Origin of the sequence: uncultured Pseudoteredinibacter sp. (assembly GCF_947500695.1) — a bacterium.
GTDB lineage: Bacteria > Pseudomonadota > Gammaproteobacteria > Pseudomonadales > Cellvibrionaceae > Pseudoteredinibacter.
The window spans coordinates 171,655-188,974 of record NZ_CANMSS010000003.1 but is presented as its reverse complement, the minus strand read 5'-3'; the positions used below and the strand labels follow the sequence as shown (position 1 = coordinate 188,974).

Annotated in this window: 14 protein-coding genes; 7 read left to right on the top strand and 7 right to left on the bottom strand. The window is 45.6% G+C overall.

Features of this window, described 5'->3' with window-relative positions; all coding sequences use genetic code 11:
- The first annotated feature begins 356 nt into the window (after positions 1-356).
- Both Q1A08_RS07460 and Q1A08_RS07455 read left to right on the top strand, forming a co-directional pair.
- Positions 357-3,473, top strand: a complete 3,117-nt coding sequence (locus tag Q1A08_RS07460) for a sialidase family protein (RefSeq protein WP_299771420.1) — start codon at positions 357-359, stop codon at positions 3,471-3,473.
- A gap of 769 nt (positions 3,474-4,242) precedes the next feature.
- Entirely contained in the window at positions 4,243-4,791 is a 549-nt protein-coding gene (locus Q1A08_RS07455) for a hypothetical protein (RefSeq protein WP_299771419.1), read from the top strand.
- A 150-nt stretch (positions 4,792-4,941) separates the two neighbouring features.
- On the opposite strand, the gene Q1A08_RS07450 is transcribed toward Q1A08_RS07455, so the two are convergent.
- The 3 genes from Q1A08_RS07450 to Q1A08_RS07440 form a co-directional block, all read right to left on the bottom strand.
- Positions 4,942-5,712: a hypothetical protein gene (locus tag Q1A08_RS07450; RefSeq protein ID WP_299771417.1), complete on the bottom strand. Its 771-nt coding sequence runs from the start codon at positions 5,710-5,712 to the stop codon at positions 4,942-4,944.
- An 86-nt stretch (positions 5,713-5,798) separates the two neighbouring features.
- Positions 5,799-6,254 carry a hypothetical protein gene (locus tag Q1A08_RS07445; protein WP_299771415.1) on the bottom strand — a complete coding sequence of 152 codons (456 nt, stop codon included), beginning with the start codon at positions 6,252-6,254 and terminating at the stop codon, positions 5,799-5,801.
- 92 nt (positions 6,255-6,346) lie between these two features.
- Positions 6,347-7,453, bottom strand: coding sequence for an MltA domain-containing protein (locus Q1A08_RS07440; RefSeq protein WP_299771413.1), 1,107 nt, complete (start codon positions 7,451-7,453; stop codon positions 6,347-6,349).
- Between the two features lie 504 nt (positions 7,454-7,957).
- On the opposite strand from Q1A08_RS07440, the gene Q1A08_RS07435 reads away from it, so the two are divergent.
- Both Q1A08_RS07435 and alr read left to right on the top strand, forming a co-directional pair.
- Positions 7,958-8,815 (top strand): D-amino acid aminotransferase, encoded by an 858-nt coding sequence (locus Q1A08_RS07435; protein WP_299771411.1) that lies wholly within the window; start codon positions 7,958-7,960, stop codon positions 8,813-8,815.
- A 99-nt stretch (positions 8,816-8,914) separates the two neighbouring features.
- Positions 8,915-10,009 carry an alanine racemase gene (gene alr / locus Q1A08_RS07430; protein WP_299771409.1) on the top strand — a complete coding sequence of 365 codons (1,095 nt, stop codon included), beginning with the start codon at positions 8,915-8,917 and terminating at the stop codon, positions 10,007-10,009.
- A 43-nt stretch (positions 10,010-10,052) separates the two neighbouring features.
- On the opposite strand, the gene Q1A08_RS07425 is transcribed toward alr, so the two are convergent.
- The gene (locus Q1A08_RS07425) at positions 10,053-10,811 is read right to left on the bottom strand and encodes an SDR family oxidoreductase (RefSeq protein ID WP_299771407.1); all 759 of its coding nucleotides are present in this window, start codon (positions 10,809-10,811) and stop codon (positions 10,053-10,055) included.
- A 199-nt stretch (positions 10,812-11,010) separates the two neighbouring features.
- Here Q1A08_RS07425 and Q1A08_RS07420 point away from each other — a divergent pair, with 199 nt between their 5' ends.
- A complete protein-coding gene (locus Q1A08_RS07420) occupies positions 11,011-11,913 on the top strand; it encodes a LysR family transcriptional regulator (protein WP_299771405.1) in 903 nt (300 codons plus the stop codon).
- Between the two features lie 108 nt (positions 11,914-12,021).
- Here the strand turns inward: Q1A08_RS07420 and Q1A08_RS07415 are convergent, their stop codons facing one another.
- Positions 12,022-13,197 carry an iron-containing alcohol dehydrogenase gene (locus Q1A08_RS07415; protein WP_299771403.1) on the bottom strand — a complete coding sequence of 392 codons (1,176 nt, stop codon included), beginning with the start codon at positions 13,195-13,197 and terminating at the stop codon, positions 12,022-12,024.
- A gap of 90 nt (positions 13,198-13,287) precedes the next feature.
- Here Q1A08_RS07415 and Q1A08_RS07410 point away from each other — a divergent pair, with 90 nt between their 5' ends.
- Both Q1A08_RS07410 and Q1A08_RS07405 read left to right on the top strand, forming a co-directional pair.
- On the top strand, positions 13,288-13,680 hold the full coding sequence (locus Q1A08_RS07410) for a hypothetical protein (RefSeq protein ID WP_299771401.1): 393 nt from the start codon (positions 13,288-13,290) through the stop codon (positions 13,678-13,680).
- A 438-nt stretch (positions 13,681-14,118) separates the two neighbouring features.
- A complete protein-coding gene (locus tag Q1A08_RS07405; RefSeq protein ID WP_299771399.1) occupies positions 14,119-14,400 on the top strand; it encodes a YebG family protein in 282 nt (93 codons plus the stop codon).
- A gap of 136 nt (positions 14,401-14,536) precedes the next feature.
- Here the strand turns inward: Q1A08_RS07405 and Q1A08_RS07400 are convergent, their stop codons facing one another.
- Entirely contained in the window at positions 14,537-16,207 is a 1,671-nt protein-coding gene (locus Q1A08_RS07400; protein ID WP_299771397.1) for an NAD(P)/FAD-dependent oxidoreductase, read from the bottom strand.
- 123 nt (positions 16,208-16,330) lie between these two features.
- Positions 16,331-17,320 (bottom strand): HupE/UreJ family protein, encoded by a 990-nt coding sequence (locus Q1A08_RS07395; protein ID WP_299771395.1) that lies wholly within the window; start codon positions 17,318-17,320, stop codon positions 16,331-16,333.

Below are 17,320 nucleotides of genomic sequence, written 5' to 3'. Positions count from 1 at the left end.
TAGCAGTACTGAGCCTTTGAGGTGGCAGTCCTTTATATTAATCACCGCACATAAAGCTTGAAAACTCAACGACAAAGTTCCGACAGGAATTAGCCACTCGGGAAAAGGTGGCCAATATCGTGAAAAGGAAAAATCTGCAAACATTTTGCAACAAGCATATTATAAATAGTTATTTGTAATTTGTATGCTAGTTATTAATATCACCGAGCTCGCAACAATAACAATAAAAAATCTAACACGACATAAGCACAAAGATGCCTATGCAGTCCGATACCGCCATTCAATAGATTGAAAATTTAAGCGCCAAGCCTCTTGCTTTCACTTAGCTACGGCACCGAATCTAACTTGGGGGAATAATGAAGCACCTGTATCTATTAGCAGCGGTTATCTTTACCTTTTTTGGCCTCACATTATTTAAGCATACAAACCATGAGGCGGCCGTCAATTACCTCGACAAAAACCAACCAAGCCCCTATAAAAGACAAAGAAAGGAAAGGCAATCCTGGATTCACGGCGGAGAGAGAAGTAATTGGCAATCTATCGAAAGACTCAACTTGAAAAACCGAGTCGTTAGCAGAAACATAGCAAGGAAAAACCTACAAAATCGCCAAATAGATAGCACTATCCATGTAGCTGGCTTACAGGGTCATTGGTTAGAGCTAGGCAGTCAAAACCAAGCCGGCCGAATGCTGGGGATTGACTACAACGGAAAATCGAATGAATTGATTTCAATCAGCGATGGGGGGCATGTTTGGCTGTATGACGCTAATAATCAATGGCATAGCCTGAACGACACATTCCGCCTTGACTCACCGTTTAGCGTGCATTGGCTCGATAAAACTGACAATACTCAAGACAGGATCATCGCCGTATCTCGCGTCCCTGGTCAAGTGCACTATTCTGATGATCGCGGTTTCACTTGGAATTCTTCTACGGGTATACCAACCCCTAGAAAGCAAGCGAACATCGACCATGAGGTTATTAGTAGCTGGGAGTCACGAGGCAAGGTTTATCTTTTAAAGAACATTGGTCATCAGCTAGTGATTTTCAGCTCTGAAGATAGAGGCGAAACTTTTTCCAATGTTACAACATTCAACAAAAGACTATCACGATTCACACCGCGAGCATGGCATTCTGCCAATAACAATGAACTGTATATTGTTGAAGATGATGAAAACAGAAAAAAAATTAAAGTTCACATTTATTCAGATGACGTGCTAAAAAGCGTAGATGGGCCAACTTTTAATTTTGGCATAATTGATGCCACCATCACAGGTAGCGATGGTGTTATTTATTTGGCCTATGAACATTTCTCGGCGAATGGAATCGTGAGAACTCAATTTTTCGAAAGTGAGGACGGGGGTAGCAACTGGCGGCAAAAGGGTAGTTTAGATGGCAGTGAATTAGCGATAGGACATAACAACTTTGCGGCAGATTCATCAGACAAACATACCTTATATTTTGGTGGCGTAGATGCTTATGTGAGCCGAGACGGGGCCAACAGTTGGCAAAAAGTCAACTACTGGCATGAGTATTATGACACTCCCAATTCCAGACTTCATGCAGACATCACTTTCTTTTACGAACATCCCGGGCACCCTACGTTTATTAGCACCGATGGCGGGATATACAAATCTATAGATCAATTGTCTACAGTAGAGAACATAAGCTTAAACGGCTTAAACGTCTCACAGTACTATGATGTTTATACAGCGGAATACAATCCGCATCAAATGATAGCTGGCAGCCAAGACCAAGGCTTTCAATTACCCAGGGTTCATGGCAAAAAACATGTCGTTTTCGATCAGCTGCAAGCTGGAGATATAGGGCTTACAAAGTCCTCGGATGGAGGACGCTCTGTATGGTTGGTGTTTCCTGATTTCCTGAGTTATTACGTCAGTATGGAATCCCGCGAGAGGGAAATGTTTAACTATTTATCAAATAGCAGCTGGTCCATAAGCGACCCAGAAAACCCAGGCGGCCCCATTAATGCACACTGGATGAACCCAATAGTTGCAGCACCGGATGAACCTAATGCAGCCTATATCGGCATAGGCACTCCTCAAGCCACCTATTTGTGGAAAGTAACAGCTGATACAGAACTAGGGCAATCTAGTGTGGAAAAGCAGCCCTTTGATTTTTCTCAGGGCCAAGGGTTCACGGCGGTATCAGCATTGGCAATATCTAATCTCAATAATAAATACCGCTACGTGGTTACTAATCATTCTGGCAGTGAAGCCAATCACGTATTTACCTCTGTTGACGGAGGTCGAAACTGGAAGCAGTCACCCTTCCAGGGTGATTCAGGCATCAATCATTTACGAGGTATTGTTATCCTGCCATCGAAAACTAAATTAGGGCGATTTTATCTTTCGGGAAGTTATTACAGTACTGGAGAATCTGTTTATGTTTCAGAGGACAATGGTCAAACATTTCAAGCCATCAACAATGGATTGCCGAATACTCTTGTCAGGGATCTAGAGGAATCACCTGATGGGGAGTTAGTCTTCGCCGCCACGGACTCTGGGCCCTTTGTATATTCGAGAAGCAGCGGAGAATGGACTCCTATGCATGGATTGGCGGCCCCAGAGACCGTGTACACGTCTGTTGAATACGTCGACGCCTTAAACCTGATTCGCTTTTCCACCTACGGCCGTGGAATCTGGGACTTCCACCTAGAAAATCTAGGGCGGCCCAAAATCAATGGCAGCTACTCAGGCCTATTTTACGAACCCGCACACAATGGCGAGGGCATGTATTTACAAGTACTTAGTGATAAACGTGCCATAGTTGCTTGGTTTACCTACGACGACAAAGGCAATCAATCATGGCTGTTAAGTACCGACGGTAAGATAGAGGGCGATACGATTATTTTTAAAGACATGTTTTCAACCTCTGGTAGTGGTTTCGGCCCTGAATTTAAACCCGAATCAGTGGAAAACAAGCCTTGGGGTCAAATGGCTTTAACCTTTGAGTCCTGCACCAATGTGTGGATGAGTTATTCTGGCCCGAACTCTTATGGGCGCGGCTATCAAAACCACATAAAGTTGGCTGGAATCAACGGCCTCAGCTGCCAAAATGAAGAAGCAAACTCATCTGATCGAGGCCTCTGGACAGGTGCTTATTACAACAAAAAAAGATCTGGGGAAGGGATATTTTTACAAGAGGTCAACGATGAACTAGCGGTCATTACTTTTTTTGGTTACGACAACAATCATCAACAGATGTGGCTGATTGCCGAAGGTCAGGTTAGCAATGATCGCATCGTTTTTGATCAAGTCAAAAAACCGATTAATGGACAATTCGGCCCTCATTTTGATCCGAACTCGGTCGAAAGGAAAGCCTGGGGACGATTGCTTATTGAAGGCTCTGCCTGTGATTCCGTTACATTACGATTCGAAGCAACAGACAAAACAATTACTACTTTGGACATGGTGCCACTAAGCAAGCCACAGGGCCTAGTATGCGAATAGTCGCAGTCGAAAGCATACTCGACCACTCTTTATTTCACATTGCCTTCGAGAAGGCTCAATTTCCATAACATAAAATCAGCAGTGGGGTTCTTTTAAGCCAAAAGCTTACCAAGAGCCCAACGCCATACTCGCTCAGCTAGTAACTCGAAGATAAAACCAACAGGACACCCACCCATAATTATCCCCCAAAACTAACACATGCAGCTCACCATAAGACACAGACAAATTACCTAGTTTCTAACCAGAGATCGGCCTGTCTTAGGCTTGTTTAACTCATGAAAGTAGGTCATACGATTGGCCTAGCTCTCTAGTTGCGATGCTGGGCCAATTAGAGTGGATGCCCTTTATATTTATATTTTGCACCCAAGATCAGCGAAGTCAGTTAAAGAAATTTCACTCGCCAACCTTAGTGCAAATAAGTTTTATTATGCCAGTTATTTGAGTAGCCTAATTAGCCAATAGATTAATACCAGAAGTACTTCGGGCAACAAAATATACATTATCTTAGAGCAAGAAATATTACCAATCACCATTACTATGTTATAACATTGCACTGGAGTATTTTTAAGGACTTTGTTTTTTGTTGATCGCCTTACAGTTTACCCAACATAAGAACCTTACTGCGCGTATTCGTTTTTTCGATAAATCGATATTAGCTTGCAGCATAGCTCGTCATAGCTTAGGTGACTGAACTTATGAGGCTTTAGCGCTTTGCATGAAATCGCCTTGTATACACAATGAATACAATCAAATCTAAAGAGACGATCATATGAGTGATTTACGTTCGCCCGCATATTGGGTAAGCCATACCTTGTCGGTGGCAGCAACCATCATCGGTGTCTACTACGCCGCTATTGTTGGTTTTGATGCAGCCTTAAAATTGGAGTTAGTCAAGGCAGATCGGGGCACTTACTATTTGTCGGAATCCTTGTATCAAGAACTGGATTTCAACGTTAAAAACATGGACCGCTATATAGAGCAGGCAAAAGGAAAAAAATTCGTTTATCAAGAACATCTTGATGGCATAAAGCTAAACGACTATGTATTCCAGGCGTCAAAATTCTCTGAATCTACTTTTGAGATTGAGCCTAGATTACTGTCAGAGATATCGACCTATTACTTTTCAGTTGGCAACGCCATCGCACAATACTATCAAGGCCACAAGCAGTCACCAAATAACGTCATGGTGGTATTGAAGCGAGAGTCGAAAAGACTTCAAGAGCAACAAACCTTAGAGCGCTTTGCGGCCTATAAAGATGCGCTAGCGCGTGATGTCAAAGATTCGGGCGTTGACGTAGAGCATGTTAGTTTCAAGTGAATGGATAGCATTGAACAGATAAGGCCTCCATCTATAACAACCACCCGAAACTAACGCAAGCATGGTCTGGCTTTTAAATTGACCTTACCAAAACAGCACTTTTAAAAGCACAAACAAAGTAATATCCAATGCCCTAGAGCTTGTTTTTCACTACCAATCATTCAACCTCAGGGTGCGCTCATGTAATTCAAGTGCTTCTTTGAGTTCTCGCTGACTTAACTCAAACACCTGGACAATCTTGAATCCGTCTTCATGGAACTCAGCTGGATTTTCATCTTGAAAGCGAATATTCGCACCAAGTTTCGGTAAAAGTTCTTTATTGTAAGCAAACAATTTGGCATCGCGCTTATCGATATAGGCTGGCATCATACCTATAATGGTGATTGCTTGTTTCACTCCAATTTTATTAAAGAACTCTACCTCTTCGGTATGCCATTGACGAATATAATCATCCGTCTCTTTATCTAGATCTCTACCCGTCAACCAGAACCAAAAGCGACGTAAAAGCGACGGTTCAGAGCCATAATCTGCGTATAAAGGCTGAGTTGATCCTCCATGCCACCCCAAAAAAGCGCCTTTTTCCACTTCAGTGTCGTGACTGGCTGTTGCTATGTAGTTAGCGCAGGAGGAAGCACAGAGGGTTTTCACTACCACTTTCAAATTCCGTTCAAAAACTAACTCACCAATTTTCATCCCACCTGTAACAGGGCCACCACCACTAGTAACATAAAGCGTTTTAACTTCTTTTCCAGCCGTATTCAGTACATGCTCTAATTTTAGAGCATTCTCCATTGTTGTATCACCAATAAACTGCAGGCGATGCTTGCCGATTAGCTGTACAAAATACCCATCATTACCACCCCACCAATAGGTGGAACAGGCCGAGATTAGAAGTGAAAATAAAACTATGAGATATCGCATTAATCATCCTTGAATTACAAAGGTCTTCCTTTAAAGTAAATTCTCAAACAGTCAGGTCTGCCATTGAAAGCTATACTTTTTGTGCTTTATTTTTTGGAGCAGCTTTCTAACAAAGCCCCATAACCCTCTTCACGCTGAAAGTCAGGTCTATTAACCTTCTCATTGACCAAAGCTCTAAACTTATCAAAATCTAGTAAGTTCTCGCAGATATAGGCTTCGGTTAGCTTTTTATCACACATATTATTGTGATAACAAAAGCCCCAGGCACTTAGGTGAGCTTGAATGGGGAAATAGATGGTTTGGAGTTTTACCCAATCTTCTATGCTGGCGTCATCGTTTTTTCTTAGCTCATTAAATACCTTCTGTATTTCATGGGCAGACTTGGAAATCGATTCGTTTTGTCCGCTCAGCATCAACTGTAAAACCGCTTCTTTTTTTAGTTTCTCTTGGGCTCGGTCATGCAGAATGAATTCCCAAGCTGCGTAGGCCACCCCCATGGTAACCGCTAAAGCTTGAATCCAATCAGTAATAGAAGGCTTCATTGTTATCCCTGTACAACATTTACATTATTATTTTACGCAGCTACTTATCTTAAATATCGACACTTCATATATAGATAGAAACAGCGAGCTTGTTACTTTGGTTTTATCAGCCAGAACTTTCCTTTATGGGCCATACGCCCAGCAAATTCACCTGCTTGCTCTCCTTCGCCCGCAAAGATATCGGCGCGAATACCACCATTGATAGCACCACCTTTATCTTGAGCGATAAAAACCTGCTCTATTTTGCTGTCGTTTAATGGATGAGGTACCGCCACATAGGCCATGGTTCCCAAGGGAATATATCGAGTATCCACGGCCAGCGAACGCATAGTGGTTAGGGGAACACCCAAGGCACCCAAGGGTGCTTCTTGATTGTAGGCCTCATCTCTAAAGAATACATAGCTTTGATTATTGCCGATCAAACGTTGATACTCGATAGGTTTGGCGGCATCAACCCAAGCTCGAATAGAGGGCAAGGAGATTTTTGCTGGGGGTATTTCACCGCATTCACGCAATACCTTGCCTAAGCTGATATAGTTTTCTTTATTTTTTCCCGCATAGAGTACTTTAACTTTACTGCCATCAGGCAATTTGCCTACGCCACTGCCCTGAACATGCAGTACAAAATTATCAAAGGCATTGTCGGACCAGAACAGCGCCTCTGATTCTGCTAGCCCGCCAGCTTCAATTTGTTTGCGGGATAAAGTTTTCGCTTTTTTTGAAAACTTATAAATAGGGTGCTGATACTTATCAGTTTTGTTTTTGCTCACATTAACGTAAGACGCATAGTAAGAAGTAAACTTTCCTTTATCATTGCGCGCGCTTTTTGTATCCACCACTAGCTGATAAGGAACAAAGTTATTTTCGATATAGTCGTAGACATTGCCCGAATTCAATCCTTCCGACTCTTGACATACCTTCGCCCAGCCCTTTGGCAATTTACTGGTTTTACAATTGCTCTCGATAACCTGCAATAAGGATTCTGGCTCTGGCTTATCCAACCAGCCAGGTAACTCACTAAATTGCTGCTTTACTTCATTTATCTGTAAGTTGGCTGTTTTTTTTCGTTGCTCACGGGAGCCTTTTACCTTTGTTTCTACAACCCGACCATCAGGACACTGGTAACTTTGGGTTTTGGCCTCCAAGTTGATGGCAAGGCTACTGCTTAGTACGGCAATCGATATTAATAATGGGCGCATTCTTGGTCCGTCTATGGCTTTAAAACAGCTAGTGATTCTGACATAGATTGGAGCATGCAAACACAGCGTTGTTCAAAAATACTGCCCCTGAATATTACTCTTACACATGAGCCCACCTTTACTGTTGGAGGCGCCCTAATCAACAAAAGCTTTCAATGTGCTACTTTGTCAGAGGGTATCTACGTAAACCGCCACAAAATCAGATCATTATTCACTCAATTCAGAACAATCCACCACACAAGCCCCGTTTTCCGAATAATCCTCTGCAAAGCTTTGCTAAAATAGCGGCAATTGGAAGCACTGCTTCGCAGCAAGCCCTGCCCTGTCGCCAAAAGTGACCCCGCTCGGCCTACCCAGCCCACCCGGCCGGATTAGCGTTCACCCTACGCTTACCCTTAATCTGCACTACAATATGCGCAACAGCATTGGGCTTTAATATGCCCACTGACGACTGCTGTTGGCGCTATAGCCGGGTTCCATCTGCTTATATTTATCGAGGATATTATGACCACAGCCTATTTGAATGGAGAATTTCTGCCCCTGGAAGAGGCACGTATATCACCTATGGATCGTGGCTTCTTATTTGGCGACGGCATTTATGAGGTGATTCCCTCTTATGATGGCAAGCTGGTTGGCTTTGGTCCTCATATTGATCGCATGCACCAGGGTATGGGCTTTATTGATATCAAGCACGATCTTAACCATGAAAAATGGCGCGAGATCTGTGAAGGCCTTATCGAAAAGAACGGATCGGGCAACCTAGGCATTTATCTACACGTTAGCCGTGGCGCCGATGTTAAACGCTTTCACGCATACCCAGACGATGTAGCCCCTACTGTTTTTGGCTTTGCCTTTGAGATTGCCCCCCCACCGGTTGCCGATCGCGAGCAAGCCAATGGCTATAAAGTGGCCACCACCGAAGACCTACGCTGGCAGCGCTGTCACATTAAATCTACGGCTTTGCTGGGCAATGTAATGCACTTTCAACATGGCTTTAGCAGCGGGCAAAATGAAACCTTGTTGTACAACGCCAAGGGCGAGCTAACCGAAGCCAGTGCTTGTAATGCCTACATCGTTAAGGACGGGGTTATTGCGACACCGCCACTGGATAATCAAATCTTACCTGGCATTACCCGCTTGATGCTTTTGGATATTTTACGTAAGCACAGCGATATCACCGTTGAAGAGCGTATTATCACAATGGACGAAGTAGCTAATGCAGATGAAGTATGGATCAGTAGCTCCAGCAAAGAAGTTGCGGCTGTTGTTGAAGTGGACGGCAAAGCTGTTGGCGATGGTAAAGTCGGCCCGGTTTGGGAAGCTGCCCAAGCGCTATATAGCGCCCACAAGCACGACTACTAATGTAATTAGCGTTCAATGTGCTTTAGCGGCTAACCGTTAAAGCACTAACAGAACGAAATAGAAACACACAGAAAGAAATAAAGAACACTCGGATTTATTATGAGTCGCCCCTGTCACGCCCGTATCGATCTAGCAGCGCTGCGCCACAACTATCAGTTGGCCTGCGATCTTGCGCCGGCCGCCCAAGCTGTCGCCGTTGTCAAAGCCAATGCCTATGGTCACGGTGCTGTAGCTGCAGCTAAGGCACTTGAGCCTTTGGCGCCTGTGCTTGGGGTAGCGTGTATAGAAGAGGCTTTAGAACTTCGTGATGCAGGCATTAAAAAACCGATTCTTTTATTAGAGGGTATTTTTAGCGCCGATGAAGTTAGCATTGCCAGCGAGCAAAACTTCTACTTAATGGTCGAAAACCTTGAGCAGGTTCAAGCCATCATTCAAGCCAATGTTAGCCAGCCACTGCATTGTTGGTTAAAAGTCGATACCGGCATGCATCGTTTGGGGTTATTGCCGGAACAAGCCGACGGTGCCCTAAGCATTTTAAAAGCCAGCGATAATGTACACAGCGATATCATTATTGCCAGCCACTTTGCCAGTGCCGATGAGTTGGATAACCCAAGCAATCAAGCTCAGCTCGAATGTTTTGATCATTTAATTGCTCAAAGTGAACAAGCCAAAGGGCTCGCCCAAAGCCTTGCTAATTCAGCTTGTGTACTCGGCCATCCTCAAGCTCATCGTCAGTGGCTACGCCCTGGTTTTATGTTATACGGCGCTTCACCTTTTACGGTGCCTCATGAAAATGCCGATAAACTAAAACCTGTTATGAGCCTAGTGAGCGAAGTGATTTCGGTACGTCCGATTAAAGCAGGGGAACGCGTTGGTTACGGTGGCAAGTGGCAAGCTGAGCGCGATAGCCTAATTGCCACCATAGCCTGCGGTTACGGAGACGGATACCCACGCCACGCCCCCAACGGCACGCCAGTATTGATTGACGGGCAAGAAGCACCGCTGGTTGGCCGCGTCTCTATGGACATGATAACCGTGGATATCACCGAGCTTAAAGATATTGCCATTGGCAGCAAGGCCGAAATGTGGGGGCAAAATCTTTGCGTTAATCGTATTGCTGATGCCGCAAGCACTATTGGCTATGAGCTGTTAACACGCATGCCAGCTAGGCCTCTTCGGGTATATAGCGAATAGGCCTGCCGGTTTTTAGGCATTACTGCCACAACCAAGCGCTGGATTAAGGTTGCTGTGCTGTTGCCGCTAAGACGATCTCGCGAACGCATACATTTTGTGGCATTTGATAAGCAAACAAAATACTGTTTGCGACATCTTCAGCGCTCAGTACATTACCCATTTCTGTTTTCCAAGCTTCGTAGCCATCAATAATCTCCTGGGAACTGGTATGCGATAGCAACTCAGTTTCAACGGCACCCGGAGCGATAGTTATGACTCGCACATTGCTATCGGCTACTTCTTCTCGAATATTCTCAGTGAGCCCATGCACGGCAAACTTTGTACCGCAATAAGCCGCATGATTAGCAAAGGTTTTACGCCCTGCAATTGAGCTAATATTCACAATAGTACCGCGATTATTAGCCTTCATATCAGAAAGCACGGCCTGCATACCATTGAGCAAACCTAAAACGTTCACTCCAAACATCTGCTGCCACTCACTGGCCTGCTGGTTGGCCACATCACCAAGCAACATAACACCCGCATTGTTAACAAGCAGATCTACCGGACCAAATCTTTCCACAGCTTTGGCGATGGCTGCCTGCAGCCCCGATTGATCACTAACATCCACCTTGGCACATAGGCAGTTTTTTAAGCCTAGAGCCTCCAAACGCTCCACCCGGCGCGCCAGTAACAGCAGGGGGTGTCCCGCTGCGCTCATTTTTTTGGCCAAAGCCGCCCCAATACCGGAGCTGGCGCCTGTAATCACCACTAAGCCTTTTTGATCCGCTGCTGTTACACTATTACTTAGCTTATCTGTCATTTTCTTGCCCTCTTGAAGTACTTGTTTGCCTTATTCAATATGGGGCTAACTGTAAATAAGCCGGGCCTTGGGATATATAGAGCGCCTGGAACAGCATTGTTTCCAAGCAAGAAACAATGCGCTGGAAAAAGAAACAATGCACTGGAAAGAAGAAATAAACAGACTAGCTATGCCACCACCGGTTTAGAGCACAGCAGCGATGATCCCTAAAGATATAAGCCTAAGCGATATACGCACATTTGTAGTTTTGGCGGAGGCCGGCAGTTTTACCAAAGCGGCCGAGCAGCTCGGCTGTGGCCGCCCTCAAATATCGAAACAGCTGGCGCAATTAGAAGACAGCCTGGGCTTGAGTTTATTGATTCGCACCACTCGCAGACAACAGCTTACCGAACAAGGGCAATTGTTTTACCAACAATGCCAACAAGCTTTGCTGGATATAGAGCAGGCCATCGAAAAGCTACAGGATTCACGCGATAAGCTGCATGGCCATCTTCATATCAACTCCGTGGGCGGCCCCATTGGAGAAGATATTATCGCCCCCATGATTAATCAATTCCTAGGGCAGCACCCAGAAATTAAAATCGAGCTGGATTTTAGCAGCCCCAGAGTTGACTTAATTCAGGAGCAATATGATTTTGTTTTTCGTATGGGCGAGCTGGAAGATTCCTCACTGATTGCTCGTAAGCTCTGCGATTTAAATATATCGCTTTATTGCAGCCCCAGTTATGCCCAGCAGTATGGCCAGCCGCAAACGCCGGATGAACTTTCACAGCATCGCTGTATTACAGGTAGTGTTCAGCAATGGTCTTTCAAGAATCCAGATAACGGCAAGGTCGAAGACTTTAGCATCGACGGGCAACTGCAATGCAAAAACGGACGAGTCATGTTAGCGTCAGCCATTGCTGGCAATGGTATTATTCGTGTACCGGAGCTGTATTGCCAAAAGGAAATCAGAGAAGGTAATCTTATCCCTTTACTTCAAGACTGGCGTTTAGTCGCCACGCCGTTTTACCTGATTTACTTAAAACAGAAGAACTCGGCAGCTCGAATTCAGGCTTTTAAGGATTTTGTTATTGAGAGTTTTGAGCAGTTCAATCCTTAAACCCAAATCACAACACAAGGGAAATTTAGCCACAGCAGAGACGTTCGGCTATGGCTGAAATACCTAAGAAACATACTAAATAATAATTAGACATCGTACCAATTAGCTTCACCAAAGCTCTAAATAGATATCTTTCATTTCACTTTCACTGGGCACTCGCGGATTATTACCCGGCGAGCCCGAAGCCAAAGCTTGCTCAGCCATGATATCCAGCTTATTCATAAACTCGTCTTTGTTGATACCAAATTCTGCAGGGCTGGGCACTAACAGTTCTTTGTTTAAAGCTTCTAACCACAACAGCAATGCATCACAAGCAACTTGCTCGTCAGTTTCTTCACTAACGATCGCCATTGCCTTAGTACAGTGGGCATAACGCTCGATGGCGGCCGGAATAGAGTATTTAGTCACTGCCGGTAGCAACATAGCATTGCTCATACCATGAGGCACATGAAAATGAGCACCTATTGGGCGGCTCATACCGTGCACCAAGGCCACCGAAGCATTGGAAAAAGCAACACCCGCTAGATGCGAGCCTAGCATTAACTTTTCTCGTGCTTCTTCATCATTACCATCGTGGAATGCGCTGCGCAAATTAGGCGCTATGAGCTTCATGGCAGCCAAGGCTTGTTGATCACTAAAGTCGTTGGCGCGCTTTGAAACATAAGCCTCAATAGCATGAGTTAAGGCATCGATACCGGTATCCGCCGTCACTCGCGCAGGTACGGTAAGACTAAGCTTGTAATCAACGATGGCCGCCTGCGGTAAAAACGCTAGGCCTTTGCATAGCATTTTCTCATCACTATCTGCATCAGTAATGATGGTAAATTGAGTAGCTTCCGAGCCCGTGCCTGCCGTCGTCGGAATAGCGACAAGGGGCAAGCCCGGCTGATCACAAATAGCAGGCACTTTGTAATCACTCATTCGTCCACCTTTTGCCGCCAGATAAGCAATGGCTTTAGCACTATCAATTGCACTGCCGCCACCTAAAGCAATAACACCATCATAATTACCCTCTGCCATTGCTCTAATGGCGGGCTGCAAGGAGTCTTCTGTCGGCTCTGGCATTACATCGCTAAACACATCGCCATCAGTAAGCTCTACCCCCGCCTTGGCACAGGCTTGCTGCACTTTTGCTTGCACGCCGATATCACGCATTAATCCATCGCAAATCATATAGGGGCGCTGACTATCTAAGCTGCGCAGCACTTCAGGAAGTTTATTTAGGCTATCACCACCGAGTTCTATTAAGCGCGGCAGTGAGATACGGGCTATTGCTGTGTTCATTATTTTTTCTTGTTTTGATGTGTGAGTTGATCATCCTGACAAATGATGAAGAGGCATGCAAGTCGCGGCAGATATCCGTAAAATAGCCGCATGAATTCTCAAGCTACGATTAAAATTTACTACTGGCTTAGCCCGCTTTTTCTTATCAGCTTCGCGCTGTGGGGCTCAGATATTCGCATCAGCATCCCCGGCGCTAGCCCCGGCCTGCACTATTTGTACTTAGCGGCCTGCTTTGTAGTACCCAGCCTCTTACTTAAACGCCCCACCATGCGAGCCCTCTTTGCTTTGGGTGAAAGTGCCTTAAACATTTTCCTGCTGCTCTACGGTGTGTTAATGCGCTATTTGGAGTACATCGATATCGCCAGCCAAGGTGGACAAGCCATAACCGTAATGAGCCGCGGCGACATGCTGCACTTTATGATGGCGGCGGTTATTTTAGGCATGGGGTTTTATGGGAATCCGTTGGTTAAATCAAAGAGCTAGTTGGTAACTTGTCTTCGAACGCTGAAGGACTTTAGGGGCTCTGTAAAACGCGCCGTGAACCCATCCCCGGGGGCTCCCCAAAAGCGTCCTTGCTTTTGAGGGCTTAACAGTGCCCCTAAAGTCCTTCAGCTCACAACATGCAAACGTTACGTCAATTGCAGTTACCCAACAGGCTCCAAAACCACTAAGTAATGGCTTTCTCAATTTCCCACAGCAGGTGAGTTCTTGCTTGAAACGCGGCAAAACTGCGATTGCATCAAACCTTCTAAAGTGATTTTTCATCACAAATTTCTCTCGCCTCCTAAAACCAAACTAGTAGCCCAAATACCGATCGAAGCCCTCTTAAATCAAACCAAAAACCAAAGTCCCAACATCAACACTTGCAACCAGCCAAATATACTGTATATTTAACCAGTAATTGATACAGGAGATTTGCTCATGGCTGTAGTAGCTGTTTGGAAGTGTGACCGAGACGGAAAGATGTTTGAAAACAAAAAAGATGCGGAAGAACACGACAAAATGTTGGAGCTGGCAGCGAACATTACCACGCTGCTGGAAAACCATATCGACGGCCTAGATGAAAATACCAGCGAAGCCATAGGCTTACTGCTTGCCGAGCGCCGCGATGCCCTTGCTAAAGCCTGTAAAGGCAAGCCTGATGTATTGCTAGAAGAGCCAGCTCAGGAAGACAACGTAACACCTCTAACGGCACAAGCTTAACTCTTGAACTAGCACCCGGCTTTCCCCAGCGGCCTTTAGGCTCCTCGGGCGCTATTCAAGTACTTGTTGCTGTTTTAGTACCCACCTCCCCCGGTGGGTACGTTTTTTGAGGATCTTTTTATTAGAGACCCTTTTGTTAAAGGTCGTCTTCTTTCCTCACTTCTGTTGATTCAAACTCTTCAGCTTGTGGAGATTTTTCTTGTTCTTGCTTTGTTTCTAGAACAGGAATCTTTTCAGCCTTCTCTAAATTATTCTTCGCCTCAAGATCGCCTATGTTTTTAAGCGAGGCCTCAGTGAAAGGCTCACTTAAATGATCTTGCTCTTTAAGCTCTAGTAAATTCTTAGTAGGTAATGGCTCGGCACCTGGGTTCAAATTTTTATGGATTTTTGCCGCTTCACGTAAGCCCGACAAATAAGCACCATGCACAGTCGATGGAAATTCACTGTGGCTGGCCTCACCTGCAAAATAAATTAAACCCTCATTTTCCGCCAATATCTGCCGGTGCTCTGGACGTCCACCTTGGCGAAGATAACTGTATGCCCCTAAAGAGAAAGGATCATTTTGCCAGCGGCTGATATAGCTTTTAAGCGGATCAGGAATCTCATCGCCATACATACCCCGCAAAGCCAGCATCGCTTCCTCGACAATTTCTGCATCACTGCCGGCTTCTAGTTGAGTGGCCGTACTTAACGCCAAAAGGTAAGGTTGCTGGCTGACTTGATGAAAATTAAGCCAAAGGCTAAAGCGATCTTTTTCTGGGCCTACCCGAAGAAAAGCTTGGGCATCATCCCAAAACACTTCTGGAAACTTTAACCATACTTTATTGAGATGCCCCATCCCCAAAAGAGCAATAGCTTCACGCTTACGGACGCTAAGCTCTGGACTAAAACGGATCTTGCCTGCCTGCAAAATAGATACAGGCACAGTGATCACAACGCGTTTAGCTCGCATGACCTGTGTTTGGCCTTGATAGCTATAACTAATCTCTACAGAATCTTCTAGCTGCTGCACAGCAGTAACCTGGCGAGCCAACTGCACATCGACATTTTGACTCAATGGATCAAGAATAGCTTGAAAGCCTGCCAATGGAATAGGGTCACCACCACGATAGTCCTCGCCATCCATCTCCGACTGAACAGATAACTCTGCGGCATCGGCGGCCCAATCTTGCTCATACATAAAATTAATAAACAGATTGTGTAAATCATCATTAACAAAACCCAGATCACCGGACTTTTGGGCATCGTCCATTAGCATCTGCATGCTGGCATTTGGCTCACGCTCTAAATACTGCTCGATGTATTTAGCAACCACGGCATACCAACGATCCGAGAGATCCTCGGTATCTTCAATTTCCTCACCGTACTCGTCGTAGCTAAGGCTATCCCCCCAATCCGTAGGCGCACTTAAACGATGGCCCTGCTGTTTCGCTAAAGCAACCAAAGGGTTGTCGTCTTGGCCATGTAGCCAATTGGCGCCCATCTCAATAGCTTGCTCACCATCAAAAAGCGTATGAACACGCCCCCCGATACGTTCACGTGCCTCCAACACCACAACTTTATAACCGAGAGACTGAAGCTCACTTGCCGCAGCCAAGCCCGCAGCACCCGCACCAACAACAATGACATCGGCATCATAATTCTTGGCCTTGGCCTGGAGTTCGTTCTTTGTGTCTAAATTGGAATCGACAGGCAATGATGGCCCCTGTGCAAAGGTCGAGCTCGAACCTAGCGTAAATAGCGAAGAGAGAATAAGCGCAAAAAGAGAAAACTGGCGAGGCGCCAGGCGAAAAGATAAAAGAGGCATCAAACGAGCTAACTCCCTACACGCCCAGCACGCAAAGCCCCGACAGCTCGTGGAAAACATCATTGCAGGAACCTCGCTTATAGTGATTATGGGGCAGGCCCGAGGGCCTAGTCACCCCGAAAATCAAAAGCCTGCAATGCGTTCAAAAAACCAAAAACTCGCCAATACGCCGACTGCACAAGCGCTAAAATACTGTCCTTTCTGGTGCAAATTGGCCATATCGGTAAATACCTTACGCAACAGCGCAAAGACCAAAGCTGCAATACAGACAAAGAAGAGCTGCCCGAGTTCGACGCCGATATTAAAAAACAACAGCGCCACTGGCAACTCGGTTTGCGGCAGGCCTATATCAGCGAGTACTGCAGCAAAGCCAAAACCATGCAGTAAACCGAAGCTACTGGCTACAAATACTGGCTGACGCCACGTTAAAGTATCACGGCGATTTAGCACTAATTCCCGAGCTAAAAAGATGATACTTAATGCGATAACCGCCTCAATAGCTGGCACCGGCAAGCTCACAATGCCCAAGGCCGCAGCCGCCAGTGTGATTGAATGGGCGATGGTAAAGCCGGTCACGGTAATAAGTATACGACGCCAGCCACCCGCAATAAAAACAAGGCAAGCAAGGAACAATAAATGATCCAATCCAATTAGGATATGCTCAATGCCAAGTATGGTGTAATCCTTAGCTAGTAGCCAACGCTCCTCTAAGGCAGGAACCTGCCAGGACATTTGCTTTGGCCCAAGCCGAGCATTATGCACTTGGCCGTTACTGCGCTCTAAGCGAATAAGGCTGGAAATCGACGGATTTGCCAAGGGGTAAACAATGTTGAGCTCAGCCCCTTCAATTCCTTCACTACAACTAAATGGCTTTCGCAGAGCCGTCTGTGCCTGCTGATACTGACAAAAGCTTGGCAGCTCGATACGAGGACGATTAAAGTTAGGCACCGATGCAGGCACTCTGGCTCGTAACTCAAATTGACCCGGCTCGCTCTCTCGGATATCAATATAAAAAGGGCGGCTTTCGTGAGCCTGCACCTGCCAACTAAAAAGGGAGGCAAATGCCAGCAGGCCAGATAGCAAAAAAGCTCGAAGAGTCATCGCAGCAGGCAT

What these genes read in the sequence shown, in the direction of transcription:
- Q1A08_RS07460 (WP_299771420.1), top strand. Translation starts at nt 357, where the DNA reads ATGAAGCACCTGTATCTATTAGCAGCGGTTATCTTTACCTTTTTTGGC.
- Q1A08_RS07455 (WP_299771419.1), top strand. Translation starts at nt 4,243, where the DNA reads ATGAGTGATTTACGTTCGCCCGCATATTGGGTAAGCCATACCTTGTCG.
- Q1A08_RS07450 (WP_299771417.1), bottom strand. Translation starts at nt 5,712, where the DNA reads ATGCGATATCTCATAGTTTTATTTTCACTTCTAATCTCGGCCTGTTCC.
- Q1A08_RS07445 (WP_299771415.1), bottom strand. Translation starts at nt 6,254, where the DNA reads ATGAAGCCTTCTATTACTGATTGGATTCAAGCTTTAGCGGTTACCATG.
- Q1A08_RS07440 (WP_299771413.1), bottom strand. Translation starts at nt 7,453, where the DNA reads ATGCGCCCATTATTAATATCGATTGCCGTACTAAGCAGTAGCCTTGCC.
- Q1A08_RS07435 (WP_299771411.1), top strand. Translation starts at nt 7,958, where the DNA reads ATGACCACAGCCTATTTGAATGGAGAATTTCTGCCCCTGGAAGAGGCA.
- alr (WP_299771409.1), top strand. Translation starts at nt 8,915, where the DNA reads ATGAGTCGCCCCTGTCACGCCCGTATCGATCTAGCAGCGCTGCGCCAC.
- Q1A08_RS07425 (WP_299771407.1), bottom strand. Translation starts at nt 10,811, where the DNA reads ATGACAGATAAGCTAAGTAATAGTGTAACAGCAGCGGATCAAAAAGGC.
- Q1A08_RS07420 (WP_299771405.1), top strand. Translation starts at nt 11,011, where the DNA reads ATGATCCCTAAAGATATAAGCCTAAGCGATATACGCACATTTGTAGTT.
- Q1A08_RS07415 (WP_299771403.1), bottom strand. Translation starts at nt 13,197, where the DNA reads ATGAACACAGCAATAGCCCGTATCTCACTGCCGCGCTTAATAGAACTC.
- Q1A08_RS07410 (WP_299771401.1), top strand. Translation starts at nt 13,288, where the DNA reads ATGAATTCTCAAGCTACGATTAAAATTTACTACTGGCTTAGCCCGCTT.
- Q1A08_RS07405 (WP_299771399.1), top strand. Translation starts at nt 14,119, where the DNA reads ATGGCTGTAGTAGCTGTTTGGAAGTGTGACCGAGACGGAAAGATGTTT.
- Q1A08_RS07400 (WP_299771397.1), bottom strand. Translation starts at nt 16,207, where the DNA reads ATGCCTCTTTTATCTTTTCGCCTGGCGCCTCGCCAGTTTTCTCTTTTT.
- Q1A08_RS07395 (WP_299771395.1), bottom strand. Translation starts at nt 17,320, where the DNA reads ATGCCTGCTGCGATGACTCTTCGAGCTTTTTTGCTATCTGGCCTGCTG.